Annotated in this window: 30 protein-coding genes; 19 read left to right on the top strand and 11 right to left on the bottom strand. The window is 45.2% G+C overall.

Translation table 11 applies throughout. The features are described 5' to 3' along the window. Positions 1–27 precede the first annotated feature (27 nt). Positions 28–2109, top strand: coding sequence for an elongation factor G (gene fusA, locus AC3IPL_RS09960; RefSeq protein ID WP_489240907.1), 2082 nt, complete (start codon positions 28–30; stop codon positions 2107–2109). Between the two features lie 127 nt (positions 2110–2236). Beyond that, positions 2237–3424 (top strand): elongation factor Tu, encoded by a 1188-nt coding sequence (tuf, locus tag AC3IPL_RS09955; RefSeq protein ID WP_489240906.1) that lies wholly within the window; start codon positions 2237–2239, stop codon positions 3422–3424. A 74-nt stretch (positions 3425–3498) separates the two neighbouring features. Here the strand turns inward: tuf and AC3IPL_RS09950 are convergent, their stop codons facing one another. Genes AC3IPL_RS09950 through AC3IPL_RS09940 form a run of 3 tightly spaced genes read right to left on the bottom strand, consistent with a single transcriptional unit; the run spans position 3499 to position 7005 of the window. Beyond that, positions 3499–4671, bottom strand: coding sequence for a M20 metallopeptidase family protein (locus AC3IPL_RS09950; protein WP_489242346.1), 1173 nt, complete (start codon positions 4669–4671; stop codon positions 3499–3501). Further along, a complete protein-coding gene (locus AC3IPL_RS09945; RefSeq protein WP_489240905.1) occupies positions 4671–5843 on the bottom strand; it encodes an amidohydrolase in 1173 nt (390 codons plus the stop codon). Before AC3IPL_RS09945 ends, AC3IPL_RS09950 begins: the two co-directional genes overlap by 1 nt. After that, entirely contained in the window at positions 5836–7005 is a 1170-nt protein-coding gene (locus AC3IPL_RS09940) for an amidohydrolase (protein WP_489240904.1), read from the bottom strand. Before AC3IPL_RS09940 ends, AC3IPL_RS09945 begins: the two co-directional genes overlap by 8 nt. Before the next feature lie 109 nt (positions 7006–7114). Here AC3IPL_RS09940 and AC3IPL_RS09935 point away from each other — a divergent pair, with 109 nt between their 5' ends. The 3 genes from AC3IPL_RS09935 (at position 7115) to AC3IPL_RS09925 (ending at position 10190) form a co-directional block, all read left to right on the top strand. Continuing rightward, complete coding sequence (locus AC3IPL_RS09935; protein WP_489240903.1) at positions 7115–8305, top strand: glycine C-acetyltransferase; 1191 nt, start codon at positions 7115–7117, stop codon at positions 8303–8305. 131 nt (positions 8306–8436) lie between these two features. Further along, the gene (locus tag AC3IPL_RS09930) at positions 8437–9381 is read left to right on the top strand and encodes an L-threonine 3-dehydrogenase (protein ID WP_489240902.1); all 945 of its coding nucleotides are present in this window, start codon (positions 8437–8439) and stop codon (positions 9379–9381) included. 110 nt (positions 9382–9491) lie between these two features. Then, the gene (locus tag AC3IPL_RS09925) at positions 9492–10190 is read left to right on the top strand and encodes an HAD family hydrolase (RefSeq protein WP_489240901.1); all 699 of its coding nucleotides are present in this window, start codon (positions 9492–9494) and stop codon (positions 10188–10190) included. Between the two features lie 36 nt (positions 10191–10226). Here the strand turns inward: AC3IPL_RS09925 and AC3IPL_RS09920 are convergent, their stop codons facing one another. Then, positions 10227–10883, bottom strand: a complete 657-nt coding sequence (locus AC3IPL_RS09920) for a deoxynucleoside kinase (RefSeq protein WP_489240900.1) — start codon at positions 10881–10883, stop codon at positions 10227–10229. Further along, positions 10876–11472, bottom strand: a complete 597-nt coding sequence (locus tag AC3IPL_RS09915; RefSeq protein WP_489240899.1) for a deoxynucleoside kinase — start codon at positions 11470–11472, stop codon at positions 10876–10878. The genes AC3IPL_RS09920 and AC3IPL_RS09915 overlap by 8 nt, the downstream gene beginning before the upstream one ends. Positions 11473–11537: 65 nt before the next feature. Here AC3IPL_RS09915 and tadA point away from each other — a divergent pair, with 65 nt between their 5' ends. Then, positions 11538–12026, top strand: a complete 489-nt coding sequence (gene tadA / locus AC3IPL_RS09910) for a tRNA adenosine(34) deaminase TadA (RefSeq protein WP_489240898.1) — start codon at positions 11538–11540, stop codon at positions 12024–12026. A 35-nt stretch (positions 12027–12061) separates the two neighbouring features. Then, positions 12062–12940 carry a Cof-type HAD-IIB family hydrolase gene (locus AC3IPL_RS09905; RefSeq protein ID WP_489240897.1) on the top strand — a complete coding sequence of 293 codons (879 nt, stop codon included), beginning with the start codon at positions 12062–12064 and terminating at the stop codon, positions 12938–12940. Between the two features lie 44 nt (positions 12941–12984). Here AC3IPL_RS09905 and AC3IPL_RS09900 read toward each other — a convergent pair whose 3' ends face one another. The 5 genes from AC3IPL_RS09900 to thiD form a co-directional block, all read right to left on the bottom strand. Further along, on the bottom strand, positions 12985–13542 hold the full coding sequence (locus tag AC3IPL_RS09900; RefSeq protein ID WP_489240896.1) for a sugar O-acetyltransferase: 558 nt from the start codon (positions 13540–13542) through the stop codon (positions 12985–12987). A gap of 9 nt (positions 13543–13551) precedes the next feature. After that, the gene (gene folE2 / locus AC3IPL_RS09895) at positions 13552–14421 is read right to left on the bottom strand and encodes a GTP cyclohydrolase FolE2 (RefSeq protein ID WP_489240895.1); all 870 of its coding nucleotides are present in this window, start codon (positions 14419–14421) and stop codon (positions 13552–13554) included. A gap of 23 nt (positions 14422–14444) precedes the next feature. Further along, on the bottom strand, positions 14445–15113 hold the full coding sequence (gene bshB2, locus AC3IPL_RS09890) for a bacillithiol biosynthesis deacetylase BshB2 (RefSeq protein ID WP_489240894.1): 669 nt from the start codon (positions 15111–15113) through the stop codon (positions 14445–14447). Positions 15114–15124: 11 nt separating this feature from the next. Then, a complete protein-coding gene (locus tag AC3IPL_RS09885; RefSeq protein WP_489240893.1) occupies positions 15125–15481 on the bottom strand; it encodes a YojF family protein in 357 nt (118 codons plus the stop codon). 169 nt (positions 15482–15650) lie between these two features. Next, the gene (gene thiD, locus AC3IPL_RS09880) at positions 15651–16481 is read right to left on the bottom strand and encodes a bifunctional hydroxymethylpyrimidine kinase/phosphomethylpyrimidine kinase (protein WP_489240892.1); all 831 of its coding nucleotides are present in this window, start codon (positions 16479–16481) and stop codon (positions 15651–15653) included. 109 nt (positions 16482–16590) lie between these two features. On the opposite strand from thiD, the gene AC3IPL_RS09875 reads away from it, so the two are divergent. The 7 genes from AC3IPL_RS09875 to AC3IPL_RS09845 all read left to right on the top strand — a co-directional run bounded on the left by AC3IPL_RS09875 (position 16591) and on the right by AC3IPL_RS09845 (position 22072). Then, a complete protein-coding gene (locus tag AC3IPL_RS09875) occupies positions 16591–17277 on the top strand; it encodes a uracil-DNA glycosylase (RefSeq protein WP_489240891.1) in 687 nt (228 codons plus the stop codon). After that, a complete protein-coding gene (locus AC3IPL_RS09870) occupies positions 17249–17518 on the top strand; it encodes a DUF5327 family protein (protein WP_489240890.1) in 270 nt (89 codons plus the stop codon). Before AC3IPL_RS09875 ends, AC3IPL_RS09870 begins: the two co-directional genes overlap by 29 nt. Before the next feature lie 13 nt (positions 17519–17531). Continuing rightward, positions 17532–17894, top strand: coding sequence for a DUF423 domain-containing protein (locus AC3IPL_RS09865; protein ID WP_489240889.1), 363 nt, complete (start codon positions 17532–17534; stop codon positions 17892–17894). 371 nt (positions 17895–18265) lie between these two features. Continuing rightward, positions 18266–19228, top strand: a complete 963-nt coding sequence (locus AC3IPL_RS09860; protein ID WP_489240888.1) for an ABC transporter permease — start codon at positions 18266–18268, stop codon at positions 19226–19228. Continuing rightward, a complete protein-coding gene (locus tag AC3IPL_RS09855; protein ID WP_489240887.1) occupies positions 19212–20165 on the top strand; it encodes an iron chelate uptake ABC transporter family permease subunit in 954 nt (317 codons plus the stop codon). The genes AC3IPL_RS09860 and AC3IPL_RS09855 overlap by 17 nt, the downstream gene beginning before the upstream one ends. Further along, on the top strand, positions 20158–20961 hold the full coding sequence (locus AC3IPL_RS09850) for an iron ABC transporter ATP-binding protein (RefSeq protein WP_489240886.1): 804 nt from the start codon (positions 20158–20160) through the stop codon (positions 20959–20961). The genes AC3IPL_RS09855 and AC3IPL_RS09850 overlap by 8 nt, the downstream gene beginning before the upstream one ends. 91 nt (positions 20962–21052) lie before the next feature. Beyond that, the gene (locus AC3IPL_RS09845) at positions 21053–22072 is read left to right on the top strand and encodes a ferrated catecholamine ABC transporter substrate-binding lipoprotein SstD (protein ID WP_489240885.1); all 1020 of its coding nucleotides are present in this window, start codon (positions 21053–21055) and stop codon (positions 22070–22072) included. Positions 22073–22143: 71 nt separating this feature from the next. Here the strand turns inward: AC3IPL_RS09845 and hemQ are convergent, their stop codons facing one another. After that, complete coding sequence (gene hemQ, locus AC3IPL_RS09840; RefSeq protein ID WP_489240884.1) at positions 22144–22893, bottom strand: hydrogen peroxide-dependent heme synthase; 750 nt, start codon at positions 22891–22893, stop codon at positions 22144–22146. A gap of 154 nt (positions 22894–23047) precedes the next feature. On the opposite strand from hemQ, the gene pta reads away from it, so the two are divergent. From pta to AC3IPL_RS09815, 5 genes are all read left to right on the top strand, one after another. Next, positions 23048–24037, top strand: coding sequence for a phosphate acetyltransferase (gene pta, locus AC3IPL_RS09835; RefSeq protein WP_489240883.1), 990 nt, complete (start codon positions 23048–23050; stop codon positions 24035–24037). Continuing rightward, positions 24037–24873 carry a lipoate--protein ligase family protein gene (locus AC3IPL_RS09830; RefSeq protein WP_489240882.1) on the top strand — a complete coding sequence of 279 codons (837 nt, stop codon included), beginning with the start codon at positions 24037–24039 and terminating at the stop codon, positions 24871–24873. Before pta ends, AC3IPL_RS09830 begins: the two co-directional genes overlap by 1 nt. Next, on the top strand, positions 24863–25189 hold the full coding sequence (locus AC3IPL_RS09825) for a YuzB family protein (RefSeq protein WP_489240881.1): 327 nt from the start codon (positions 24863–24865) through the stop codon (positions 25187–25189). The genes AC3IPL_RS09830 and AC3IPL_RS09825 overlap by 11 nt, the downstream gene beginning before the upstream one ends. Before the next feature lie 116 nt (positions 25190–25305). Then, a complete protein-coding gene (locus AC3IPL_RS09820) occupies positions 25306–25800 on the top strand; it encodes a GNAT family N-acetyltransferase (RefSeq protein ID WP_489240880.1) in 495 nt (164 codons plus the stop codon). 9 nt (positions 25801–25809) lie between these two features. Beyond that, the gene (locus AC3IPL_RS09815) at positions 25810–26310 is read left to right on the top strand and encodes a GNAT family N-acetyltransferase (RefSeq protein ID WP_489240879.1); all 501 of its coding nucleotides are present in this window, start codon (positions 25810–25812) and stop codon (positions 26308–26310) included. Positions 26311–26323: the final 13 nt, after the last annotated feature.

Raw genomic sequence — 26323 nt, 5'->3', positions numbered from 1 at the left:
CATTTCCTGGAAGGAGAAAGAATACCTATGACAAGAGAATTCTCTTTGAAGAACACTCGTAATATCGGTATCATGGCCCACATCGATGCTGGTAAAACGACGACTACTGAACGTATTCTTTATTATACTGGCCGTATCCATAAGATCGGTGAAACGCACGAAGGTGCTTCACAGATGGACTGGATGGAGCAAGAACAAGAGCGTGGGATCACAATCACTTCTGCTGCTACAACAGCGCAGTGGCAAGGTCACCGCATCAACATCATCGATACACCAGGACACGTAGACTTCACTGTTGAAGTTGAACGTTCACTTCGTGTACTTGATGGTGCGGTTACTGTACTTGATGCACAATCAGGTGTAGAACCACAAACTGAAACTGTATGGCGTCAGGCGACGACTTACGGCGTACCTCGTATCGTATTCATCAACAAGATGGATAAAACAGGTGCAGACTTTGACTACTCTGTAGGTACTTTACACGACAGATTACAAGCGAATGCTCACCCAATTCAAATGCCTATCGGTGCGGAAGATGAATTCAACGCAATCGTTGATTTAGTTGAAATGAAACTTCACACTTATACAAATGACTTAGGGACTGACATCGAAGTCACTGACGTACCTGAAGAATTCCTTGCAGATGCTGAAGCGAAACGTGAAGCATTGATTGAAGCTGTTGCAGATTTCAATGAAGAATTAATGGAAAAATACCTTGGTGGCGAAGAAATCACACCAGCAGAACTTAAAGCTGCTATCCGTCAAGCAACATGTGACGTAGAATTCTTCCCAGTGTTAGCAGGTACTGCTTTCAAAAACAAAGGTGTTCAATTAATGCTTGATGCAGCAATTGACTACTTACCATCACCATTAGATGTTAAACCTATCGTAGGTCATTCAGCTGATGATGAAGAACAGGAAATCGTAGCAAAACCTGATGACTCTGAACCATTCGCAGCATTAGCGTTCAAAGTTATGACTGACCCGTTCGTTGGTAAATTAACATTCTTCCGTGTGTACTCTGGTACATTGAACTCTGGTTCTTATGTACAGAATGCAACAAAAGGTAAACGTGAACGTGTAGGACGTATCCTGCAGATGCACGCGAACTCACGTGAAGAAATCTCTACAGTTTACGCTGGAGATATCGCAGCAGCAGTAGGACTTAAAGATACAACAACTGGTGACACACTTTGTGATGAAAAAACTCAAGTTATCCTTGAGTCTATGGAATTCCCAGAGCCGGTTATCCACTTGTCAGTTGAACCTAAGTCTAAAGCTGACCAAGACAAAATGACTAACGCTCTTGTGAAATTGCAGGAGGAAGATCCAACATTCCACGCGCATACTGATCCTGAAACAGGACAAGTAATCATCGGTGGTATGGGTGAGCTTCACTTAGACATCTTAGTTGACCGTATGAAACGTGAATTTAAAGTTGAATGTACAGTTGGAGCGCCGATGGTATCTTACCGTGAAACGTTCAAAACAGCTGCCCGCGTTCAAGGTAAATTCTCACGTCAATCAGGTGGTCGTGGTCAGTACGGTGACGTTCACATTGAATTCGAACCAAACGAAGTTGGTGCTGGCTTTGAATTCGAAAACGCTATCGTCGGTGGGGTCGTTCCTCGTGAATATATCCCATCAGTAGAAGCTGGTCTTAAAGATTCAATGGAAAACGGTGTTCTTGCCGGCTATCCATTAATCGATGTTAAAGCACGTTTAGTTGACGGTTCATACCATGATGTCGATTCATCTGAGATGGCCTTCAAAGTGGCGGCATCTTTAGCACTTAAAGAAGCAGCTAAAAAATGTGACCCTGTTATTTTAGAACCTGTCATGAAGGTAGAAATCGTTATGCCTGAAGAGTACATGGGAGATATCATGGGTGACGTAACAAGCCGTCGTGGTCGTGTAGAAGGTATGGAAGCGCGTGGTAACGCTCAAGTTGTTCGTGCATTCGTTCCACTTGCAGAAATGTTCGGTTACGCAACTAACTTACGTTCTAACACACAAGGTCGCGGTACTTACTCAATGGTATTCGATCACTACGAAGAAGTTCCAAAATCAATTTCAGAAGAAATCATCAAGAAAAACAAAGGTCAATAATTCCTTTGATCAACTCTGATTGATTTTTCCGATGAAATGCTTTATAACAGAGTTATAGCGTTACCTCATGAGGGTGAGAATCCCTCATGAGATCTAATATACTTATATTCTAAGGAGAGATTTCAAAATGGCTAAAGAAAAATTCGACCGCTCGAAAACTCATGCCAATATTGGCACAATCGGTCACGTTGACCACGGTAAAACAACTTTAACAGCTGCTATCGCAACTGTATTAGCAAAAAAATTAGGTGGGGAAGCGCGTTCATACGATCAAATCGATAACGCTCCTGAAGAAAAAGAACGTGGTATCACGATCAATACTTCACACATCGAATACGAAACTGAAAAACGTCACTACGCTCACGTAGACTGCCCAGGACACGCTGACTATGTTAAAAACATGATCACTGGTGCTGCGCAAATGGACGGCGGTATCTTAGTAGTATCTGCTGCTGACGGCCCAATGCCACAGACTCGTGAACACATCCTGTTATCACGTAACGTTGGTGTTCCAGCATTAGTAGTATTCTTAAACAAAGTTGACATGGTTGACGATGAAGAATTATTAGAATTAGTAGAAATGGAAGTTCGTGACTTATTATCTGAATATGACTTCCCAGGCGACGATGTACCTGTAATCGCTGGTTCAGCATTACGTGCATTAGAAGGCGACGAAGCATACGAAGACAAAATCATGGAATTAATGAACGCTGTTGATGAGTACATCCCTACTCCAGAACGTGATTCAGACAAACCATTCATGATGCCAGTTGAGGACGTATTCTCAATCACTGGTCGTGGTACAGTAGCTACAGGACGTGTTGAACGTGGACAAGTTAAAGTCGGTGAAGAAATCGAAATCATCGGTTTAACTGAAGAACCATCAAAAACAACTGTAACTGGTGTTGAAATGTTCCGTAAATTATTAGATTACGCTGAAGCTGGCGACAACATCGGTGCATTGCTTCGTGGTGTATCTCGTGATGACGTACAACGTGGTCAAGTATTAGCTAAACCAGGTACTATCACTCCTCACACTAAATTCAAAGCTGAAGTTTACGTATTATCAAAAGAAGAGGGTGGCCGTCATACGCCATTCTTCTCAAACTACCGCCCACAGTTCTACTTCCGTACAACTGACGTAACTGGCGTAGTTAACTTACCAGAAGGTACTGAAATGGTAATGCCTGGCGATAACATCGAAATGGACGTTGAATTAATTTCTCCAATCGCGATTGAAGACGGTACTCGTTTCTCAATCCGTGAAGGTGGACGTACAGTTGGATCAGGTGTTGTATCTGTAATCGAAAAATAATTCACAGTTAGTGAATCAAAAAATCCGAAGAGGACGCTCTTCGGATTTTTTTTGTTATTTTAAGTGATTGATGATTAGTTCAGCTGATTCATATTCTCTGCGATTTTCAGGAACACACGGACACCGTTCAGCAGGCCGTTTTCATCTAGATCAAACTTTGGATGATGATGCGAGTAGTGCGCACCGATTGCTTCATTCATGACACCGGTATAGAAGTAAGTGCCCGGCCGCTCCTCAAGGAAGTAGCTGAAGTCTTCTCCGCCAAGTGATGCCGGCTGCTGAATCACTTCATCGACTTGTTCAATCTCTTCGGTCAGCTGTTTTAACCATGCTGTTTCCTTCTCATGATTAATCAGAGCTGGATAACCATCCGTATAGTCGAGTGTTATCGATACGTGATAGCCGATTTCAACAGCTTTGATCAAGTCGTTCATGCGTTGTTTGATCATGGCTTTCACTTCCGGCAGATATGTTCTAATGGTACCTGACAAATAGGCGCTGTCTGCAATGACATTGAATGCTGTACCTGCTCTGAATTCTCCGACAGTGACGACAGCGGTATCCATCGGGTTTGCAGAGCGGGAAATAATGGTCTGGAACTGTGTGATTAAACTGCTTGCTGCAATTATCGCATCGTTCGTCTCATGAGGAGCAGCCCCGTGTCCGCCTTTCCCTTGAATGTGGATCGTATAGGCATCTGCATTCGCATAGGCAGGACCCGGACAAAATCCGACTGTACCGACAGGAAGATAGCTTGCGGTATGTGTACCGAACACATAATCAACACCGTCAAGGGCACCCGCTTCAATCATCGACTTGGCACCGCCTGGCAGCACTTCTTCTGCGTGCTGATGGATCAATACAATAGTACCGGCGAGTTCTGCTTCGTGCTGCTTTAATATTTTGGCAGTGATGAGCAGCATCGCCGTGTGGCCGTCGTGACCGCAGGCGTGCATCACACCAGAGACTTTTGATTTGTAGGGGACGTCTTTCTCGTCTTGAATCGGCAGGGCATCGAAGTCAGCACGCAGGCCGACTGTCGGCCCCGGCTTACTCCCTTTAATATAACCGAGCAGTCCGTTGCCGCCGACGTTACGTGTCACTGGAATATCAAGTGCTTCCAAATAGTCAGCGATATAGTTCTTAGTGTTCTCCTCGTGGAAGGAGAGCTCTGGATTTTCGTGCAGAAAGCGTCTGATTTGAATCAATTCTTCTTTGTGCTGCTCAACCTCATTTAACCAGTTCATCATTTACCTCCTTCAAAGAAATCTTCTGTAGCCTGTAGGAAGATTTTCACTGCATTCAACATCCCTTTTTCGTCAATATCAAATCGTGGATGATGGTGCGGGAAATCTGCTTTTAAGTTCTCGTTCTTTGTTCCTGTGTAAATAAAAGCACCAGGTACGCGCTGCAAGTAGTACGAGAAATCTTCTCCGCCGAGTGACGGTTCAATTTCAACGACTGCTTCCACCGTATCGACTTTGTTCGCAGCGCTGACGATTAAATCAGTTTCTGCCTTTGTGTTGACGACTGGTGGATAGCCTTTTAAATACTTCAAGTCATAAGTGATGCCGGTAGAAGCAACGAGTCCTTCAAGACATTTCTTCAGTTCGTCAATCATATGCTGCTGAGTTGCTGAATCAAATGTCCGGATGGTACCACCGATAGTTGCAGTATCAGGGATGACATTGGTCTGTTCACCGGCCTGGAACATCGTAATCGAGAGCACAGCAGGGGTGGTTGGATTGGTCTTTCGTGAGACGATGTACTGAAGATCATTGCAGAGCCTTATACCCGCTGCCACAGGATCAATCGTTGTATCAGGGTGGGCGGCATGTCCGCCCTGTCCCTGCAATGTGATCCAGAAGTCATCAGGAATACCTGTCACTGTTCCGTGTCTGTAGCCGACTGTGCCGACAGGGATACTGCTGGAGACGTGCTGACCGATAATGGCATCGACACCACGCAGACAGTTATCTGCGACCATCTGCAGCGCACCCCCCGGATCGACTTCTTCAGCATGCTGATGAATGAAGACGACGTTGCCGTTCAGCTGGTCGCGGTGTTCACTCAAAATTTTTGCTGTAATAAGCAGGATCGCTGTATGAGCATCGTGCCCACAGGCATGCATGACACCTGGGACAGTTGATTTGTACGGTACATCTTTCTCGTCTTGAATCGGCAGCGCATCAAAGTCGGCGCGGATAGCGAGAGTAGGGAGTGACTCATCTTTGATTAGACGGCCGACAACACCACGGCCGCCGACTCCTGTTTCCACTTCAATATCGAGCCCTGTCAAATAGTCTGCGATATACTGAGGGGTCTTCTCCTCCTGGAAACTCAGCTCTGGATGCATATGGAGATGACGTCTAATATCAATCAGTTCTTCGTATAAGTGATCGGCATAATTACTAAGCATGGATGACACCTTCTTCTTCAAGGATAGCGAGGAACATTCTGAGTGCGCCTGTCATCGCTTCTTCGTCCAGGTCAAACAATGGATGATGATGGGGTGCGGTTGATTTCAATTCCGCATTTCCTGACCCGGTCAAGAAAAAGGCACCCGGTCTCTTTAGTAAGTAGTACGAGAAATCTTCGCCGATCATCATCGGCGCGGTATCGTTGTAACTTAATCCTGCGCGTTCGGCTGCCCGCTTGATGACGTCGTAACCTTCCTCATGATTGACGACTGCCGGATAGCCCTTCATGTACTTCAAGTCATACGTAATGCCTTTTGATATCGCGAGGCCTTTCAGCTCATTTTCAAGCGCTGTACGGATGATTTCCTGAACAGCTGGTTCAAATGTCCTTACTGTTCCTGAGCACGAAGCAGAATCGCTGATGACATTGAAGGCACTGCCTGCTTCCACTTTGCCGACAGTAAGTACACCGGCATCGATCGGATTGATGTTACGAGCAACGATGGTCTGAATGTTCATAATGAATTCAGCCATTACTACGACTGCGTCAACAGTCATATGAGGCTTGGCACCATGGCCGCCGCGACCGTATATAGTAATGTCGAACATATCCGGGCTGGCCATCAACGGACCGTTAATAGAGTGAATCGTATTCGTATCAAACTGACTCCAGAAATGATTGCCGTATATGGCATCTACACCATTCAATGCTCCGTCATTGACCATAGGTGATGCACCACCCGGCGCAAACTCCTCAGCAAACTGGAAGATCAGGACGACGCTGCCGGACAGCTCATCACGATGTTCCGCTAATATTGCTGCCAGGCTGAGTAACGTCGCTGTATGGCCATCGTGACCACAGGCATGCATGACATTCGGTACAGTTGATTTGTAAGGGACATCTTTCTCGTCTTGAATCGGTAGTGCATCAAAGTCAGCACGAAAGGCAATGACAGGTCCATCTCCGCCTGTAATTCTCGCCGTGATGCCTTGCCCACCGACTGCTTCTCGAATATCGATATTCGGTATGGCCTGAAGGCAGCTGAGAATATACTTGTATGTTTCTGTTTCATGAAAAGAAAGTTCGGGGTGCATATGTAAATATCTTCTGCGTTCAATCATTGCTGCTTGTTCAGATGAAACGAGTTGTTCTAAATTCATTAAATCCCTCCACGATTATATTATTATTCGATTTTATCAGACATTTCAGTATAATTAAATAGGATGTATTTTATGTTATGATAAAGAAAAATGATGAAGGAGTCTGATTATGTCTAAAGTATTGAATGAATTTCTGACGACTAACTTAAATGAATTGAAGAAGAATGGTCTCTATAATGAGATCAACGTTGTTGAAGGAGCGAACGGAGCAAAGATTACGATTGATGGTAAAGCGCTGATCAATTTATCTTCTAACAACTATTTAGGTCTGGCAACGAATGAGCGTCTGAAAGAAGTTGCTAAGCAGGCGATTGATTCTCATGGGGTAGGTGCCGGCGCAGTACGTACCATTAACGGGACATTGGATCTTCATATCGAACTTGAAGAAACACTGGCGAAATTCAAAGGGACAGAAGCAGCCATTGCCTATCAGTCAGGCTTTAACTGTAATATGGCGGCTATCAGTGCCGTGATGGACAAAAATGACGCCATTCTTTCAGATGAACTGAACCATGCGTCTATCATCGATGGCTGCCGTCTCTCTAAAGCTAAGATCATCCGCGTCAACCACTCAGATATGGAAGACTTGCGTGCCAAAGCGAAAGAAGCGGTGGAATCCGGACTTTACAACAAAGTGATGTACATTACTGACGGCGTGTTCTCAATGGACGGCGATGTCGCAAAACTTCCTGAAATCGTAGAAATCGCTGAAGAATTCGGCCTTATTACTTATGTCGATGATGCCCATGGATCAGGTGTGATGGGTAAAGGGGCAGGCACGGTGAAACATTTCGGCCTGCAGGACAAAATTGACTTCCAGATCGGCACGTTATCAAAAGCAATCGGTGTTGTCGGCGGCTATGTGGCAGGGACAAAAGATTTGATTGACTGGCTGAAAGTAGCATCACGTCCGTTCTTGTTCTCAACATCACTTGCTCCTGGTGACACACGTGCTATCACTGAAGCAGTGACGATGCTCATGGAATCAACAGAGCTGCATGACAAGTTATGGGAGAACGGCGATTACTTGAAACAAGGTCTGAAAGAACTCGGCTTCAATATCGGTCATTCCGAGACACCGATTACACCATGTATTATCGGTGATGAAAAAACAACACAGGCATTTTCAAAACGTCTGATGGAAGAAGGCGTGTACGCGAAATCCATCGTCTTCCCGACAGTACCAAAAGGCACAGGACGCGTCAGAAATATGCCGACAGCTGCTCACACAAAAGACATGCTGGACGAGGCGCTCACAGCTTACGCCAAAGTCGGCCGCGAACTGAATATCATCAGCTGAAGCAATACACCGCAGAACGACTGCGGTGTATTTTTTGAGTGTACAATTAGTTATGAGAGCGTTAAAATGATAATGAAAACTATGATTATGTACACTGTCAGAGGACAGTTGTCGTTTTAAGGAGTATGGATATGAAGAGAATTATGATTACCGGTGCCCTAGGGCAGATCGGTACAGAACTAACAGTGAAATTACGTGACATCTATGGTACAGACAATGTCCTGGCGACTGACTTGCGCCGTCCGGAAGAGGATAATATTGTTCTTTCGGGGCCGTTTGAAACGCTTGATGTCATGGATGGTGAGAGAATGCAGGCTATTGCTGATGACTTCAAACCGGACACTATGATGCACATGGCGGCATTGCTCAGTGCAACTGCCGAGAAAAATCCAGTATTCGCATGGGACTTGAATATGGGCGGCCTGCTGAATGCTCTGGAAGTAGCGCGTCAGCACAACATGCAGTTCTTTACACCGAGCTCAATCGGCGCATTCGGCCCGACAACACCGAAAGATCATACGCCGCAGCTGACCATTCAACGTCCGACAACGATGTACGGTGTCAACAAAGTGGCAGGAGAGCTGTTATGTGATTATTACTACCACAGCTTTGGCCTGGACACACGCTCTGTCCGTTTCCCCGGCTTGATTTCACACGTCAAAGAACCAGGCGGCGGCACGACAGATTATGCGGTTGAAATCTACTTCAAAGCCGTTCGTGAAGGTCGTTATGACAGCTATATCGACAAAGGGACGTTCATGGACATGATGTATATGGATGACGCCATTGACTGCATCATTCAACTGATGGAAGCGGACGCGAGCCGCTTAAAAACACGCAATGCATTCAATGTGACAGCAATGAGTGTGGATCCTGAAGCAGTGGCAGCAAGCATCCGTAAATTCATGCCTGACTTTGAACTGGGCTACGATGTTGATCCAGTCCGTCAGGGGATTGCTGACAGCTGGCCGAATTCAATCGATGCGACAGAAGCAAGAGAACAGTGGGGCTTTGATCCGAAGTTTGATCTCGATACAATGACTGAAACAATGCTTAATGCCATCAAAGCGAAATAACAGAAACCTCCAGTTACACGGTGACTGGAGGTTTTTTTAGATGATGGTATGATTTCCTTTTTTGCTCAGGACTCAGTACAATAAGGATAAACAAATAGAAGAGGTGACGCATGGTACAGTTAATCGTATTTGATAAAGACGGCACGTTAATGGAGCTCGGCAGTGTGATTGTTAAGCTGGCAGATGATTTGATCAATGAATTTTCATCCCGGTCGAATATCCACGTGCCGAAGTCAGAAATTAAAAACGCATTCGGAATCGTCGATGACAAACTCGACATGCTGATGCGTTCAAACACAGCAAAGAGTATCGTCAACCGACTGCGGGTCCTGCCAAACGGGGAGCAGATGGCTGACTGGACGCTCGGGGAGATGGAACATTTATCAACGGACAATGAAGTCGATGATATTGAAATCATCAAAGGCGTCCCGGAAACACTTAAGGAGCTGAAAGCACGCGGCTATAAGCTTGCCATCGTGTCAGCAGACGACAAATTATCGATGGATCTGTTCATTGATAAATATGACATTCGTGATTACTTTGATTTAATAGTCACAAGTGATAGTTCCACCCATCAGAAGCCGCAGCGAGGACTGATGGACGATATGCTGGCAGCACTCGGCATTCAGCGCGAAGAAACTGTTATGGTAGGAGATACTGAAATGGATATCATGCTCGGACGTAATAGTGACGTCTATCAGACGGTGGGCGTGTTGAGCGGGTCAGGAGACGAGCAGGATTTAAGAGACGCAGACATTATATTGGATAGTGTGGTTGATTTAATAGATAGCGGCGTTCTTGATAGATAAAAAAGCGGCCCTCAAATGCAATTTGAGGGCCATTTTTTATCTATGCTGTGATTTTCGATGTTCTTCGATGACCCGGCCGATTTTCTCGATGACAGGATCCAACGTATCAATATCTTCAAAAACATCATATTCATCGATATGAATTCTAATGACTGGGCAGGCATTGAAGCCGTCAATCCAATTTTCATAGCGCTGGAATAAGGCGCGCCAGTATAGCTCGTCTGTCTCGATCTCCATTTGGCGGCCGCGCTCTGCTATTCTGCGGATCACTGCGTCATAATCACATTCCAGATAAATGAGGCAGTCCGGTTTTGGGAAGTAAGGTGTCATCACCATTGCTTCATACAGCTGACGGTATGTTTCGAAATCTTCTTTTGACATCGTGCCGCCTTCTTCGTGCATCTTCGCAAAAATATCGACGTCTTCATAAATAGAGCGGTCTTGAATAAAGCCGCCGCCGTATTCAAACATTCTCTTCTGTTCTTTGAAACGCTCAGCAAGAAAATAAATCTGCAGATGGAAGCTCCAGCGGTCAAAGTCATTATAAAACTTTTCTAAGTACGGATTGTTATCGACTTTTTCAAATGAAGTTCTGAAGTTCAGTTTCTCAGCTAATGCTTTTGTCAGTGACGATTTGCCGACACCGACTGTTCCTGCAATCGTGATGACTGCATCGCTTGGTATATTATACATGTTGTTCTCCGATCACTGTGTTTATTTGGTCAAGGATATACTGGTAATCTCCTTCATTGTGGACAAAATCAAGTGCTGTCGTATCGATGCATAGACTGTTATCAGATGTTTCTTCGCAGATGCGGTTATAGTGTTCAGTCAAAGTCAGCAGGTAGTCATCAGTGATGGACGACTCGAACTCACGGTTACGCTTAGCAATACGTTCTTTCAGCACGGGCAGGTCTGCTGTCAAAAATAAAGTGATATCAGGTTGACGTAACTCCGCTGTCATCACTTCATAGATTTTCTCGAACATCCCGAATTCTTTTTCGTTCAATGTTTGACGTGCAAAAATCTTGTTCTTCATAATATGATAGTCGCTGACGATGTTTTTATCTGCTAATTCGCTTATCTGCTTATAGCGGTTGCACAGAAAAAACATCTCGGTCTGAAAGCTCCATTTGCTGATATCTTCATAAAAATCGCTGAGAAATGGATTTTCTTCCACGATTTCATACATTGTGTCCATATTTAAGGTGTCAGCAAGTTTTCTTGTGAGAGAACTCTTACCGACACCGATGGGCCCTTCAATTGCAATATATATTGTCATGATACTCTCCCGTAGTGATAAAATGTATATGTTATTGTATCACAAAATATAAAGGGTGAAGCCAAATGAATCATGAAACTTTTATGAAACTCGCAATTGAAGAAGCATACAAAGCAGAAGCTATCGCTGAAGTGCCTATCGGAGCAGTGGTTGTCCACCACGGTGAAGTCATCGGACGCGGTTATAATTTACGTGAGACCGAGCAGAATCCGACGTACCATGCAGAGATGATGGCTATCAACGAGGCAAGTGAGCACCTCGGTTCATGGCGACTTGAAGAATGCACATTGTACGTGACGCTTGAGCCGTGCGTCATGTGTTCAGGTGCGATTGTCATGAGCCGGATCCCGGTTGTTGTGTATGGCGCTCACGATCCAAAAGGCGGCTGCAGCGGCAGTCTGATGAATCTGCTCAACGAACCCCGATTTAATCACCGGGCAACCGTTATTAGTGGCATTTGTCACGATGAATGTAGTATGCTGTTAACGACATTCTTCAGAGCGCTTAGACAAAAAAAATCACTCGAGAAGAACAGGAATAACAGCGCTATATAATTTAACATAGCTATTATCACATAGGAGATGAAACGATGATTAAACTGATTGCGATTGATATGGACGGAACACTATTAAATGCTTCCCATGAAATTTCCGAGGAAAATATCGCTGCAATCAAAGCGGCACAGAATAACGGCGTTACAGTGGCTATTGCGACTGGCAGAGCTTTTTACGAAGCCCTGGCTCCAGTGAAGCCGACTGGACTCGTCCTACCGTATATTTGTCTGAACGGAGCAGAAGTAAGAGACGAAGCATTCAATATCCTTCATACATCGAGCTTGAATGCAGAACAGATCGACAAAGTCACAGCGATACTTAACAAATATGATATTTTCTATCAAGTCTATACTAATTCAAGTATTTATACAGAAGACGTTGATAAAGATCTGCAAATCTATATCGATATTTCTGAAAAAGCGGGAAATGTACCGGATGTCGATAAGATTAGAGCGGGCATTCAAAAGCGTATCAATCAAGGGTCATTGAAAGAAGTCGACAGCTATCAGCAAATATATGACCATGACGGCGAGCTGGTTCTTAAGTTTCTGGCGTATTCCAGCAATCTCGACAAAATAGATGCGGCCAAAGCAGAGCTTAAACAGTTCTCAAGTCTTGCGATATCTGCATCATCGCGCGGTAACATTGAAATCACGCATAATGACGCGCAAAAAGGAATCGCACTTGAAGCTATTGCAGAGCAGCTGAATATCTCAATGGACCAAACGATGGCACTCGGCGATAATTTGAACGATATATCCATGCTCACACGCGCAGGCTATTCGGTAGCTATGGCGAACGGCGCCCCGGAAACAAAAGCGGCAGCAAAAGACGTGACAGAATCCAACCAAAACAGCGGCGTCGGTAAAGCTATCTTCAAATATTTGCGGGAAGTAAACGGATTAGACGTTTAGCAGCTGTACAACTACAAAAGCCATGCTCAGCTGAGCATGGCTTTTTATTGTTCGATCATTCGAATGATAATTGCAGGTACACCAGCAACGACGGCGTTGTCCGGGACGTCTTTTGTGACCACTGCACCGCTTGCGATAACGACATTATCGCCGATCGTGACGCCGGGATTGATGACGGCACGACCGCCGATCCAGCAGTTATGGCCGATCTTGACCGGCTTGGCATACTCGACGCCGCTGTTACGTTCAGCCGCTGTCAGAGGATGTGTAGCGGTATAGATGTGAACACCAGGTGCAATCATACAATGATCGCCGATGTCTACGCGCGCAACGTCCAGTATCGTTAAATCATAGTTGGCATAGAAGTTCTCACCGACATGGATATTATAGCCGTAGTCGACTTTGAAATCACTTTCGATCCAGATCTTGTCGCCGGTTGTACCAAGTATTCCTTTGATCTGTTTCGTCCGTTCTTCTGTGAGATTTTCAGGAATCGCATTATAGCTTCTTATCGATAACTTGGCTTGAATTCTATCACCTGCAAGTACTGGATCTTGCGGATCATAGAGTTCACCTGCAAGCATCTTTTCTTTTTCAGTCATTGAAATCTCCTATTTTGTATAGTGTAAACGCGCGAATGCATCGTGCTGATGAATCGATTCTTCATTACGGCATTCTATATCAAAACCTGTGACAAATGGCAGCTCGACTAAGTCAGCTGCAATCAGACGTAGCAAGTCCTCAACGAAACGAGGATTCTCATACGCGCGTTCTGTCACTGCTTTTTCGTCGGTACGTTTCAAGATCGGATACAGCATGCTTGAAGCATTGGCTTCCATCGCATCGAGCAGCTGCTCCTTGAAGTCACCTGGAAGGTCATCACTCAGTGCGGCTGTGACGGTAATGACGCCGCGCTGATTATGAGCAGAATATTCACTGATTTCTTTTGAGCACGGACAGAGCGTCGTGACGTCTGCTTGAATAGTGATAGACTTCGCAGTCACGGTTTCATCAGCGACCGTCATTGAGAACGTCACATCTGCATGGCCGACCGCCTTCAAGTTTGTCAGCGGACTGAAGCGGTCAAAGAACCACACCGCTGATACATCGACAGAAGCATTCTTCTGCTTCATCGTCGTCTGCAAAGTGACTAGAACTTCTTTCAATGTCTCGAACTCAAGCGGTAGTCCATTGTCATAGTGGGCTTCCACCGATTCAAGAATACGGCTCATATTGATCCCTTTTTCATCTTGAGCGAGGTGGGTGGATAAACTGAACGTCCCAGCCGTCTGAAACTGATCGATCTTGACCGGGTACACCAAGTTTTTAATACCAACGTGATCGATTTCGAATAAAAAGTCTTTTTTTGAGCTTTGAAGGTCTGTCATGAACTCTTTTTCGGTCGGTTTTGTTCCTTTGATAGGATCAACTGAACCGAAATGCTTCCAGCGGCCTTCTCGCGTCGTTAAATTATAATCCATAGCTATCTCCTAATTACTGTTCATCATCCACTAATATGATAAGTGTAGAATCGTTCTATTTTAAACCACATATCTTTTGCAGCTTCTGCTTCCTGTGTGTCTGCTGCCAGTGATGCAAGCATCGGGCCGGTCTGTGAGGCGTGGGCTTCTAATACACGCTGCTTTCTGTCGCTGAAGTCGTCAATGTCGACTTCAATGTCAGGTTCACCTAAATCATCCAATGTATCGTTACTGAAAGCGACGAGATGCAGTTTCGGCCGGTCGCTTGCAGGCAGTCGGCGCACCGCTTCTACTACTGCATCGGCTGTGGCCTCGTGATCCGGGTGCACCGAGTAGCCGGGATAAAACGAAATGATCAGTGACGGCTTCAGCTCATCGATCAATGCGCTGACCATATTGGCAAGGTCACTTGTCTTTTCAAATTCAAGTGTTTTATCACGGTAACCCATTTTGCGCAGATCGGTAATGCCGATCGCCTCTGCTGCAGCCTCAAGTTCTTTCTCGCGAATATGAGGCAGTGATTCGCGTGTCGCAAACGGGGGATTGCCTAAGTTACGGCCCATCTGACCAAGTGTCAGACAGGCATAAGTCACAGGGACACCGCTGTCAATGAATTTGGCAAGCGTTCCTGAGACGCCGAATGCCTCGTCATCGGGATGGGGAAATACGACTAATACTTGTGATTCTTCCATAGTTACACCTCTTATAACGGGAACGGTGTTCTGCTGATTTCAAGAGCAGCAGCCAGCTGACCTTGGAAATTATGTCCTGCAAGCAGGAATTCACCGTTTTCTGTGATTTCGTAATGTGTTAAACCTTGCACGTATACCCAGCCGCCTTCAAGCTTCAGACCGATGCGGAACGGCTCTTTGCCGCCACCGGTAATTTTCGCCTGAACATAAGTCACCTGAATATTGCGTAAAAATGTGCCTGCGTTGAATACTTGCTTGTCGAAATGAGAGGCGTATGCCCCGTTAGTCGTTTCGACATGTAAGTAGACAGGCTGACCTTTATATTCTTCTAAGTGCTGCTGCACTGTTTCCTGGTTAATTAGTTCCATCGTCAGGACTCCTTCATGATTGATACCTTACTATCTTACTAGAAATTGTTGAAAAATTATACCGTTTGAGCTTGACTGTCACTCATTATTGTCACTGATGAATAAAACGCCCTGGCGACTTACAGACATAGTGCTGTACGTGTGAGTCGGCCAAGGCGTATCGATTGAGTTATACTTCTTTTGTCTGTACGTCGATCTTCTCGACTTTGTTGTAAGCACTGTGCTGTACAGGACCGACGAAATCGTTCATCTTCCAGCCGTTCTTAATCGCTGATGCAACGAATGCTTTTGCGTTGATCACAGCTTCGCGCGGCGTTAAGCCGTTCGCTAAGTTGGCAGTGACTGCAGCTGCAAATGTACAGCCTGCACCATGGTTATAAGATGACTGGAATTTATCCGTTGTCAGCAGTGTGAACGTCTCACCATCGTAGTACAAGTCAACGGCTTCTTCGCCTTCCAGTGCTTTGCCGCCTTTGATGACGACGTGCTGTGCGCCGCGGTCATGAATGATCTGAGCTGCTTTTTTCATATCTTCTACGGATGTTAATCTGCCGAGTTCAGACAGCTGGCCCGCTTCAAATAAGTTCGGTGTCACAACGGTCGCGACCGGCAGCAATTCTTTGATCATGGCATCAGTATTTCCCGGGTTTAGTACTTCGTCTTCCCCTTTACATACCATGACAGGGTCAACCACGAAAAATTCAGCATCGGAATCTTTGAACGCCTGTGCGGCACGACTGATGATTTCCTCAGTACCGAGCATTCCTGTTTTGATGGCATCAGGTTTAATGGATAACGCCGTTTTGATTTGTTTGTCGAGCAGTTCGATCGGTAGTGCTGTCACATCATGGCTCCATGTTTCAGGGTCCATGGTCACTACAGCAGTCAGTGCGACCATACCATAAGTGTTATGCTCCTGAAATGTTTTAAGGTCAGCCTGCATGCCTGCTCCAGCACTTGTATCAGAGCCTGCAATCGTTAATGTTTTCTTTAAAGCCATTTTGACATACCCCATTCTTATAGTGTTTACTATTATCATATCAGAAATAAAAGGATGATAAAATAAAATGATTCAATAATATGGTACAATTTATGGCGAGGTGAATGAGATGAACTGGGACACGATTTTCAAAGACATTAAAGACAGACATGATTTCACAGCGATGGATGAATTTTTGAATGATGCTTATCAGCATAAGACAGTCTATCCGGCAAGAGAAAATATCTATAATGCCTTCAAATTCACGCCGTTTGACAACGTCAAAGTGGTCATTCTAGGACAGGATCCTTATCACGGACCTGACCAGGCACACGGTCTAGCATTTTCAGTGAAGAACGGCACTAAAATTCCGCCGTCATTACGCAATATGTATAAGGAGCTGGAAGCTGACATCGGCTGTGTGAGAACGACCGGCGAACTGACCGGCTGGGCACAGGAAGGCGTGCTGCTGTTGAATACGGTCATGACTGTGGAACAAGGCGCCGCTCATTCTCATAAAGGCATCGGCTGGGAGACGTTTACCAATGAAGTGATACAGGCGGTGAGTGATCATAAGGAGCATGTCGTCTTTGTGCTATGGGGAAACCCCGCGAAGGCCAAGCTCGAGCTGATCGATCAGACGAAGCACCACGTCATCACCAGCGTCCATCCGAGTCCGCTCAGTGCGTCAAGAGGCTTCTTCGGCTCAAAACCATACAGCCGGACGAATCACTATTTGACGACGCATGGACTGCCGCCGATTGACTGGTGTAAGGAGGTTGTTATGAATGAACGAACAGCTGATCAAGCAGATTGAACAGCAGCTGGCACTTGCTAAAACAGCCGCATCATCTGCAGCATTTGAAAAGCATATGTATGCGATTCAGACGCTCGCATCACTCGGCGCTCAAGCGCTGCCCTATGAACAGCACGTGCCACCCGCCGGCACGACTGAGATATCTGCTGCAGAACTGAAGATGATGGGCGGCACAGTCACTGGCAAAACAGCCGAGACAGACGACGGTTATGGTAACGGCGAATCACTTTTTGATTTTTAGGAGGAACAGATTAATGAAGACATTTTTAATCATCGGGGCTATCAATGCGATGGTGGCAGTCGCTTTAGGTGCATTCGGTGCACATGGACTGGAAGGAAAGATCACGGATAAATATCTCGCTATATGGGAAAAAGCCACGCAGTATCAGATGTACCATGCTCTTGGATTATTGGTTATCGGGGTATTGTCAGGCACGACATCACTGAACTTGAATGTTGCCGGGTGGCTGATGACGGCAGGCATTATTTTTTTCAGCGGTTCACTGTATATTCTTGCAGTAACGCAGATCAAAGTGCTCGGAGCTATCACACCGATCGGCGGCGTATTATTTATTGCGGCATGGGTCATGCTCGTCATCGCTGCCTTTAAACTATAAAAAAAACAAGCGGTTTTAACCGCTTGTTTTTTATTTGTAATCACGATTATTATTTGATTTTTTGTTCAACTGACGTTGGATGATCGGTAGTAATATCGGGCTTAATTTGATTAATAAACGAATAATTCTACTCATTCTAGTGTCCTCATTTCACTTTATAGTTAGTAGTTTTTACCCGGATATGCAAAATTAAAACATGATGCCTGCTTGTTTTTGAGTAGATTATAAAAATGCCTGTTCAGCATGACATACAGCCATCACCGTGTAACGTTAAAATGCAATAATATAGTTTTTTGTTGAAACCGCTTGATTTATTGAAAGATATTTCCTATTATTAATGAGAATGATTATCATTCGCGAAGGAGTACGTTATGAAGCTACGTTATTTAGTTATGACCCTCATACTGCTGTCGGTGACTTCCATTTTCATCGGAGTAGTCAATGTCACACCGCGAAGTTTATTAAATTTGACAGAGCACGACAAAAATATATTGCTGAACAGCAGGATTCCGAGAACTATCTCGATTATTCTGGCCGGGGTTGCACTAAGTGTCGCAGGACTGCTCATGCAGCAGTTGACACGCAATAAGTTCGTATCACCGACCACTGCGGGAACGATGGATTTCGCAAAACTTGGGATTTTGATTGCGATGATCTTTTTCACGGATGCACCGATTCTTGTGAAGCTCTTGTTCGCAGTAACAAGTGCTATTATCGGAACGATGGTTTTCATGTGGATTGTCAGACGGATTAAATACAAAGATGCTATTTTCATCCCGCTTGTCGGCCTTATGCTAGGTAATATCGTCTCCAGTCTGGCGACGTTCATGGCGCTTAGGTTCAACGCCATGCAGAGCATCGGGAACTTCTTCGTCGGAGATTTCTCAATGATTACAAAAGGGCGCTATGAAATCATGATCATCATCATTCCGATGGTCGTGCTGATATACGTGTTTGCCCATCATTTTACGATTGTCGGAATGGGAGAATCGTTCAGCCGCAACTTAGGGATCTCATATGATAAGATCATGAATCTCGGTATCGTCATTGCGGCCGTCGTATCAGCGACAGTCGTTGTTACCATAGGGGTGCTGCCGTTTTTAGGGTTGATTGTGCCGAACATCGTCAATTTGTTTGTCGGTGATCATCTGCAGAAGACGCTGCCGTCTACTGCACTGCTCGGCGCGATACTGGTCATGGTGGCAGATATATTCAGCAGACTGATTATCTTCCCGTATGAAATACCGATCGGATTGACGCTCGGTATACTAGGCAGTGTGATTTTCATGGGATTATTGTTGATGAGGAGAAAAAGCTATGCAGAAAAAATATAGACAGCTGCTGATTCTTGCGATCGTTCTTGTCGTCCTTATTGCGCTGTTTATCGTCATTCAGCTGAACTTCAATATTCTGGACTATGTATTACCGTCTCGTTTGAAAAAAGTAGCCGCGATTATTATCGTCGGTGCAGCTATCGGTGTCTCGTCTCTGATCTTTCAGACGCTCACTGAGAACCACTTGCTGACACCATCTGTCATCGGCCTCGATGCGGTCTACTTATTCATCCAGACGCTCACGATCTTTATGTTCGGCACATTCAGTGTGGTGCTGTTTAATACATACGTGAATTTCTTTATTTCAGTCGGGCTGATGATTTTGTTTACACTTGGATTGTTCCAGCTGGTGTTCAAAAAGAATGTCTCGGTCTATTTCATCTTGTTGTTCGGAATGGTGATGGGAACATGTTTCCAGAGTTTGTCGAGCTTCATGCATATGGTCATGAACCCGGATGACTTCCTCATGCTGCAGGATAAGATGTTCGCGAGCTTCAATACAGTGAACAGCTCGCTGCTCGGAATTTGCACTGCTATCATTTTGTTGATGCTGCTGTTCGTCTATAAGAGAAGCAGCCAGCTGGATGTACTGAGCCTCGGCAAAGTGCATGCCACGAACCTCGGTATCGATATCGACGGTTTGACGCGGTCCATGCTGCTTGTCGTCGCTATATTGGTCAGCGTGTCGACAGCACTCGTCGGGCCGATCACGTTTCTGGGCATTATCGTCTGTAATGTCACGTATCAGTTTATGAAGACATTCGAACATCGCCTGCTCATCCCGGCAACAATCGCAATTTCCGCTATTACTTTGCTCGTCGGGCAGATGCTCACGCAGTATCTATTTGACGGTAATACTGAAATTACGATCATGATTAACTTTGCAGGCGGACTGTATTTCATCTATTTACTTTTTAAGGAGGGTGCACATGATTAACATTGAAAATTTATCAGTCCATATCGGCAAAAAACCGATTTTAAATAATGTCTCAAGCATCATTAAAGAAGGAGCGATTACAGCTATCATCGGACCTAACGGCGCTGGTAAAAGTACGCTGCTGAACGCCGCAACGCGCCTCATTGATGCGGACTCAGGAACAGTTTATCTCGACCGTGATAATTTGACGACGATGAAAAGTGATGACGTCGCTAAGAAATTATCAGTACTTAAGCAGAGCAATCATACGAACTTAAAAATAACAGTGCGTGAACTCGTCAACTTCGGCAGATTCCCTTATTCAAAAGGCAGACTGTCGAAAGCCGATCATGCTATTGTCGATGAAGCACTGGAATATATGGCGCTCACTGATATGCAGGACCGCTACATTGATGAACTGTCAGGCGGTCAGCGCCAGCGGGCCTACATCTCAATGACGCTCGCTCAAGATACTGACTATATCTTCTTGGATGAGCCGCTGAACAATCTTGACATGAAGCATTCTGTTCAGATGATGCAGCTGCTGCGCAAACTCGTCCGCGAAAAACAGAAAACCATCGTGATCGTCATTCACGACATTAACTTTGCGTCGTGCTATGCGGATTACATCATCGCCTTAAAAGACGGCGAAGTGCTGTTAGACGGCAAAAAAGACGAGGTCATTACGACAGAAGCATTAAAAGCCGTATATGACATGGATATTAACATTGAATGTATATTCGGTCAGCAGATCTGCGTCTACTTTGACGACGAGAAGACGGTAGATGAATTCATCGAAGAAGTTCAGCTCGTCTAACGTATGTACATTGAGAGGAGTGATGCCGGGGAATGATACATTCATCGGGCGGATTAATCGGGGAAATAACACCATTTTAAAGGAGCAGAAAATGAAGAAATTATCATTAGTATTATTAGCTTTAGTTATGATTCTGACACTTGCAGCATGTGGTCAGTCAGCGGAGAAAGACAGTGCAGCAAAAGATGACAAAAAAACAGTAGCGATCAAAACATCTTATCAACTTGCTGGTGAGAAAGAAGACGGCAGCGATGCCAAAGCAGTGGACGAGACAGTAGCTGTACCGAAAAACCCTGAAAAAGTAGCGGTATTTGACTACGGCGTATTATCTACATTGCAGGAGTTCGGCGTAGAAGACAGCGTTGCCGGATTACCAAAAGGAGAAGGCGACAAATCAGTGCCATCATTCCTTAAAGGATTCAAAGACGCGACATACGAGAACCTAGGCACATTAAAAGAACCTAACTTCGAGAAGCTGGCTGAAACAGATCCAGACTTAATCATCATTTCCGGACGTCAAGCAACAAGCAAGATTTTAGATGAAATGAAAAAAGCAGCACCCAATGCTAAAATCCTTTATATGGGAACAGACGATAAAAACTATCTTAGCAGCGTAAAAGACAATACTGAGAACCTCGGCAAAATTTTTGATAAAGAAGACGAAGCGGCTCAATTAGTGAAACAATTAGATGACAAAGTTGCAGAAGTGCAGGAAATGACAGCAGATTCTGACGCAACAGGATTATTCGTTCTTGCTAATGAAGGAGAGTTGTCTGTTTACGGTAAAGGTGGTCGCTTTGGATTTATCCATGATGTACTTGGTGTGAAAGAAGCGGACAAAAACATCAAAGCAGAAGGACACGGTCAAGTGATCAACTTTGAATATTTAAACGACAAAAATCCTGATATCATCTTTGCGATGGATAGAGGCGTTGCAGTCGGTGGTAAATCATCAAGTAAACAAGCGCTGACCAATGACGTCATTAAAGATGTCAATGCAGTGACCAATGACAAAATCATCGAGCTTGATCCTTATTTATGGTACTTCTCAGGTGGTGGTGTCAAAACAGCTATTCAGCAAATTGAAGAAATAGAGCAGGCTTATCAATAAACGGAATAAACATAATAAGTAAAAGGTCCTGATTATAGATTAATCAGGACCTTTTACTTATTGTTTACTTGTTATACTTCAAATAGAGGCGTCAGATCATCGGCAGTCAATAGGTGGCCGACGAAGAACTCACCGAATTCTGCGTAACGTGCAGATACTTCATCAAAGCGCATTTCGTAGATTAATTTTTTGAACTGCAGGACGTCGTCTGCAAATAACGTAACGCCCCACTCGTGGTCGTCAAAGCCGACAGATCCTGAGATGAACTGCTTCACTTTGCCTGCGTAGCTGCGTCCGATCAGACCATGTGAACGCATCATGGCTTTGCGGTCAGCCATATCAAGCATATACCAGTTGTCTGCCGCTGTACGACGTTTATCCATCGGGTAGAAACAGACATATTCTGAACGTGGTAGTTCAGGGTAGAGGCGGGCTCTGACGTGCGGGTTTTGATAAGGGTCTTCATTGGATTCCCCTGCCAGATAATTACTTAATTCAATGACCGACACATATGAATACGTCGGAATCAAATAATCAGTGATCGCCAGCTTATTGAATTCATTTTCCAGTGCATTCAAGTCTTTCATTTCAGGGCGCAGCAGCCAGAGCATGACGTCTGCTTTTTGACCTGTAATATTGTATAGGGCGTAAGAGCCTTCTTTAGCGGCATGATTGTCATCAAGTTTAGCGACAAAACGCTTCAGTTCAGTGATCATTCTTTGTCGGTCTGCCTGTTCAACCACTTTTAAGCTCGTGAAATCGATTGTATAGAATAGGTGAAGGCTGTACCAGCCGTCCAGTGTAATTGCTGCTTCGTTCATCGTTATCTCTCCTTAAAATGTGTCACTTCTAATATACCATAATCCACTGAAAATTCCGCCTTCATACTTTTACAATTTGATGACGTGAAAAAATATGGGAAATATCATATAATGAATAAGGAAATCAAGACAACAGAAGCATTAGGAGGCTATTATGGCTAATTTATTAGATGTATTAAAAGACAAGCTGCAAGGTAAAAATGTCAAAATCGTATTACCTGAAGGAACTGACGAACGGGTGCTGCAGGCAGCGGTTGAACTGCAGGCAAGCGACTTCGTCTCACCAATCGTTCTTGGCAGCACGGAAGAAGTCACTGCCCTTGCTGACCGGTTAGGTGTATCAGTCGAAGGAATTGAACTGTTAGATCCAGCGACAAGCGAGCTGCGCGACGAGTTGATCAGTGCGTTTGTTGAACGCCGTAACGGCAAAGCAACTCAGGAACAGGCGGAGCAGCTGTTGAATGATCCGAACTACTTCGGGACAATGCTCGTTTACACCGGCAAAGCAGCCGGCCTCGTGTCAGGTGCTGCACATTCTACAGCAGACACGGTTCGTCCGGCACTGCAGATTATCAAAACAAAACCAGGCGTTGCGAAAACATCAGGTGTCTTCTTCATGATTCGTGGAGACGAGCAGTACGTGATGGGTGATTGTGCCATCAATCCGACACTTGAAGCGACAGATTTAGCTGAAATCGCTGTTGAAAGTGCGAAGACAGCAAAAGCATTCGGTATGGAACCGAAAGTCGCTATGCTCAGCTTCTCTACTAAAGGTTCTGCCAAAACAGACGAAACAAAAAAAGTCGTTGAAGCAACACGTCTCGCACAACAAAAAGTAGCAGGTGAAGCAGCACTCGAGGGCACTGTCATCGACGGTGAATTCCAGTTTGACGCTGCGTTTGTTCCTTCAGTTGCCGCTAAAAAAGCACCGGACTCTCCGATTCAAGGCGATGCCAACGTCTTCGTCTTCCCGAGTCTTGAAGCGGGCAACATCGGCTACAAAATCGCTCAGCGGTTAGGTGGTTTTGATGCGGTCGGTCCAATTCTTCAAGGATTGAATGCACCAGTCAATGACTTATCACGAGGCTGTTCTACAGAAGACGTCGTGTCATTATCTATCATCACAGCAGCTCAAACGCTTTAATGGACATCTTTCAACAACAGTGGCAGTACGTTGACCACACTTCAGGACTGCAGCCGATGCAGTCCTTCAGTTTTGATGATACTTACTGTCACTTGACGGGCATGCTCGGCTGGAACAGCATCGTCAGAACGTGGGTGCATCAGCATGTCGTCATACTCGGCATTCATGATTCACGCCTGCCGCACTTAAAAGAGGGTATCCAGTATTTGAATGATTCTGGTTACGGTGCTATCGTCCGCAATTCAGGGGGCCTTGGCGTCGTGCTGGACAGCGGTGTGCTGAATATTTCACTGATTTTTAATGGGAGTAAGAACTTCTCGATTGATGCAGGCTATGAGCTGATGTACACATTGATCAAAGAGATGTTCAAGGATGAAGTCATCATTGCAGCGAAGGAAATCGAGCATTCCTACTGCCCCGGCAGCTATGACCTCAGCATCAATGACCGCAAGTTTGCCGGCATATCTCAGCGCCGGGTACGCGGCGGTGTTGCTGTACAGATATACTTGTGTATTGAAGGCAGCGGCAGCGAGCGGGCTGAACTGATGCGTGAATTCTATCAACGTGCGCTGCAGAATGAGGAGACTAAATTCAAATACCCTGACATTCATCCTGAAGATATGAGCAGTTTGAGTGAACTGCTGGGTTATGAATTGACAGTGGAAGACGTGTTATTTAAGCTGCTCGGCTCAATGAAATCACTCGGGGCCACTTTGACTCAGGCAGAGATGACAGATGAAGTGTGGGCATTGTATAATGACTACTTCGACCGAATGATTGACCGTAACGACAAAATGATTAAACTGATGAAGGATGTGACTAACGATGCGCAATAAATTTCAAATCTGTGACGACTGCCAGGCTGTGAACATTAGAACACTGCTGCCGAAACTGGAGAAAATGGATCCAGATGCAGAGGTGGAGATCGCATGTCAATCCTACTGTGGTCCCGGACGGAAGAAAACGTTCGCATTTGTTAATAATCGTCCGTGTGCCGCATTGACTGAAGATGAGTTGATGGAAAAAGTTGCTAAACGACTCGCACAAAAACGCGACCCTGAAGAAGAAGCAAGACTTGCCGCGCGTAATGAAGAACGAAAACGCCGCCAAGCAGAGATTGACGCAAAAATCAAAGCTAAACGAGCTAAATAGCAGGACACCATCCGATTCCGGGTGGTGTATTTTTATCGGCATGCGATTGGTAAATATATTTATTTTTCAGATAATAATGTTATAATGATGTACATATTATTTCAGGAAGTGATGACATGTCAATTGAAACGAGACGTGCGACCGCAGCAGACCTGCCGCGTATTGTTGACATATACAATTCAACAGTGGCGAGTCGTCTCGTTACTGCAGACACTGAGCCTGTTACTGTAGAGAGTCGGACTGAGTGGTTTCACAACCATTCAGATCAGCGGCCGATTTTTTTGTTTTTACAGGAAGATGAGACGATCGGCTGGTTCAGCTTTGAGGCGTTTTACGGTAGACCCGCTTATGACAAAACAGTGGAGATCAGTCTGTATTTAGATGAGCACTATAGAGGACGAGGCATCGGCAGTCAGGCAGTCGCACAGATGAAGGACATTGCAGCGACGCTTGATATAGAGACGCTGCTGGCATTTGTCTTTGCACATAACAGCCGGGCACTCATGCTGTTTAAGAACCATGGCTTTACCGAATATGGTCGATTGCCTGATGTAGCGACGATGGACGGGTCGCATTATTCATTATCGATATTAGGATACAAAGTGGATTAGGAGAGAACAATGATGGTCAATGTAAGAAGAGCAGAACAACACGATATCCCTGCTATTAAGAAAATAGCGACGATAGCGTGGCATGATACGTATCAAAATATTATGGCGGCGGGTACGATTGCACAGTTTCTGACAGCCGCATACAGCGAAGAACGCCTGGAGAAACGCCTCGGGGATTCACTGTTCCTTGTAGCGGAAGCAGACGATGAGGTAATAGGATTTGCGAACTTCATCAACGGGCGTGAACTGTATTTAGCAGCTATTTATGTCATGCCTGGTCATCAACGCAACAGCGTCGGTGAAGCATTGCTTAATGCCGGGATTGCACAGTTCGAAGATTATACTGAATTATTTGTCGAAGTTGCAAGCGACAATGAGGGCGCCGGTCATTTCTACAACAAGCACGGCTTTGAGCTGGTCCGTGAATACGAAGAGGAGATCTTCGGCGAGACGGTGGTCACCGGTCTGCTCAAGAAACCACTCGAATCATCGCGTAGTCACGAGCAATAAACAATAGTCGCTA

The sequence above is a fragment of the Macrococcus sp. GL_134 genome, assembly GCF_057834705.1.
The sequence above is the reverse complement of the archived record's forward strand: the minus strand, read 5'-3'. Positions and strand labels throughout refer to the sequence as shown.

Coding starts and splice junctions, on each gene's coding strand:
- AC3IPL_RS09845 (WP_489240885.1), top strand. CDS start 21,053: ATGAAGAAATTATCATTAGTATTATTAGCTTTAGTTATGATTCTGACA.
- fusA (WP_489240907.1), top strand. CDS start 28: ATGACAAGAGAATTCTCTTTGAAGAACACTCGTAATATCGGTATCATG.
- AC3IPL_RS09855 (WP_489240887.1), top strand. CDS start 19,212: ATGCAGAAAAAATATAGACAGCTGCTGATTCTTGCGATCGTTCTTGTC.
- AC3IPL_RS09920 (WP_489240900.1), bottom strand. CDS start 10,883: ATGTATAATATACCAAGCGATGCAGTCATCACGATTGCAGGAACAGTC.
- AC3IPL_RS09830 (WP_489240882.1), top strand. CDS start 24,037: ATGGACATCTTTCAACAACAGTGGCAGTACGTTGACCACACTTCAGGA.
- AC3IPL_RS09900 (WP_489240896.1), bottom strand. CDS start 13,542: ATGACTGAAAAAGAAAAGATGCTTGCAGGTGAACTCTATGATCCGCAA.
- AC3IPL_RS09935 (WP_489240903.1), top strand. CDS start 7,115: ATGTCTAAAGTATTGAATGAATTTCTGACGACTAACTTAAATGAATTG.
- AC3IPL_RS09945 (WP_489240905.1), bottom strand. CDS start 5,843: ATGCTTAGTAATTATGCCGATCACTTATACGAAGAACTGATTGATATT.
- bshB2 (WP_489240894.1), bottom strand. CDS start 15,113: ATGGAAGAATCACAAGTATTAGTCGTATTTCCCCATCCCGATGACGAG.
- thiD (WP_489240892.1), bottom strand. CDS start 16,481: ATGGCTTTAAAGAAAACATTAACGATTGCAGGCTCTGATACAAGTGCT.
- AC3IPL_RS09905 (WP_489240897.1), top strand. CDS start 12,062: ATGATTAAACTGATTGCGATTGATATGGACGGAACACTATTAAATGCT.
- AC3IPL_RS09820 (WP_489240880.1), top strand. CDS start 25,306: ATGTCAATTGAAACGAGACGTGCGACCGCAGCAGACCTGCCGCGTATT.
- AC3IPL_RS09950 (WP_489242346.1), bottom strand. CDS start 4,671: ATGAACTGGTTAAATGAGGTTGAGCAGCACAAAGAAGAATTGATTCAA.
- AC3IPL_RS09915 (WP_489240899.1), bottom strand. CDS start 11,472: ATGACAATATATATTGCAATTGAAGGGCCCATCGGTGTCGGTAAGAGT.
- pta (WP_489240883.1), top strand. CDS start 23,048: ATGGCTAATTTATTAGATGTATTAAAAGACAAGCTGCAAGGTAAAAAT.
- hemQ (WP_489240884.1), bottom strand. CDS start 22,893: ATGAACGAAGCAGCAATTACACTGGACGGCTGGTACAGCCTTCACCTA.
- AC3IPL_RS09930 (WP_489240902.1), top strand. CDS start 8,437: ATGAAGAGAATTATGATTACCGGTGCCCTAGGGCAGATCGGTACAGAA.
- AC3IPL_RS09870 (WP_489240890.1), top strand. CDS start 17,249: ATGAACGAACAGCTGATCAAGCAGATTGAACAGCAGCTGGCACTTGCT.
- AC3IPL_RS09925 (WP_489240901.1), top strand. CDS start 9,492: ATGGTACAGTTAATCGTATTTGATAAAGACGGCACGTTAATGGAGCTC.
- AC3IPL_RS09860 (WP_489240888.1), top strand. CDS start 18,266: ATGAAGCTACGTTATTTAGTTATGACCCTCATACTGCTGTCGGTGACT.
- AC3IPL_RS09850 (WP_489240886.1), top strand. CDS start 20,158: ATGATTAACATTGAAAATTTATCAGTCCATATCGGCAAAAAACCGATT.
- AC3IPL_RS09825 (WP_489240881.1), top strand. CDS start 24,863: ATGCGCAATAAATTTCAAATCTGTGACGACTGCCAGGCTGTGAACATT.
- AC3IPL_RS09815 (WP_489240879.1), top strand. CDS start 25,810: ATGATGGTCAATGTAAGAAGAGCAGAACAACACGATATCCCTGCTATT.
- AC3IPL_RS09865 (WP_489240889.1), top strand. CDS start 17,532: ATGAAGACATTTTTAATCATCGGGGCTATCAATGCGATGGTGGCAGTC.
- AC3IPL_RS09875 (WP_489240891.1), top strand. CDS start 16,591: ATGAACTGGGACACGATTTTCAAAGACATTAAAGACAGACATGATTTC.
- AC3IPL_RS09885 (WP_489240893.1), bottom strand. CDS start 15,481: ATGGAACTAATTAACCAGGAAACAGTGCAGCAGCACTTAGAAGAATAT.
- folE2 (WP_489240895.1), bottom strand. CDS start 14,421: ATGGATTATAATTTAACGACGCGAGAAGGCCGCTGGAAGCATTTCGGT.
- tadA (WP_489240898.1), top strand. CDS start 11,538: ATGAATCATGAAACTTTTATGAAACTCGCAATTGAAGAAGCATACAAA.
- tuf (WP_489240906.1), top strand. CDS start 2,237: ATGGCTAAAGAAAAATTCGACCGCTCGAAAACTCATGCCAATATTGGC.
- AC3IPL_RS09940 (WP_489240904.1), bottom strand. CDS start 7,005: ATGAATTTAGAACAACTCGTTTCATCTGAACAAGCAGCAATGATTGAA.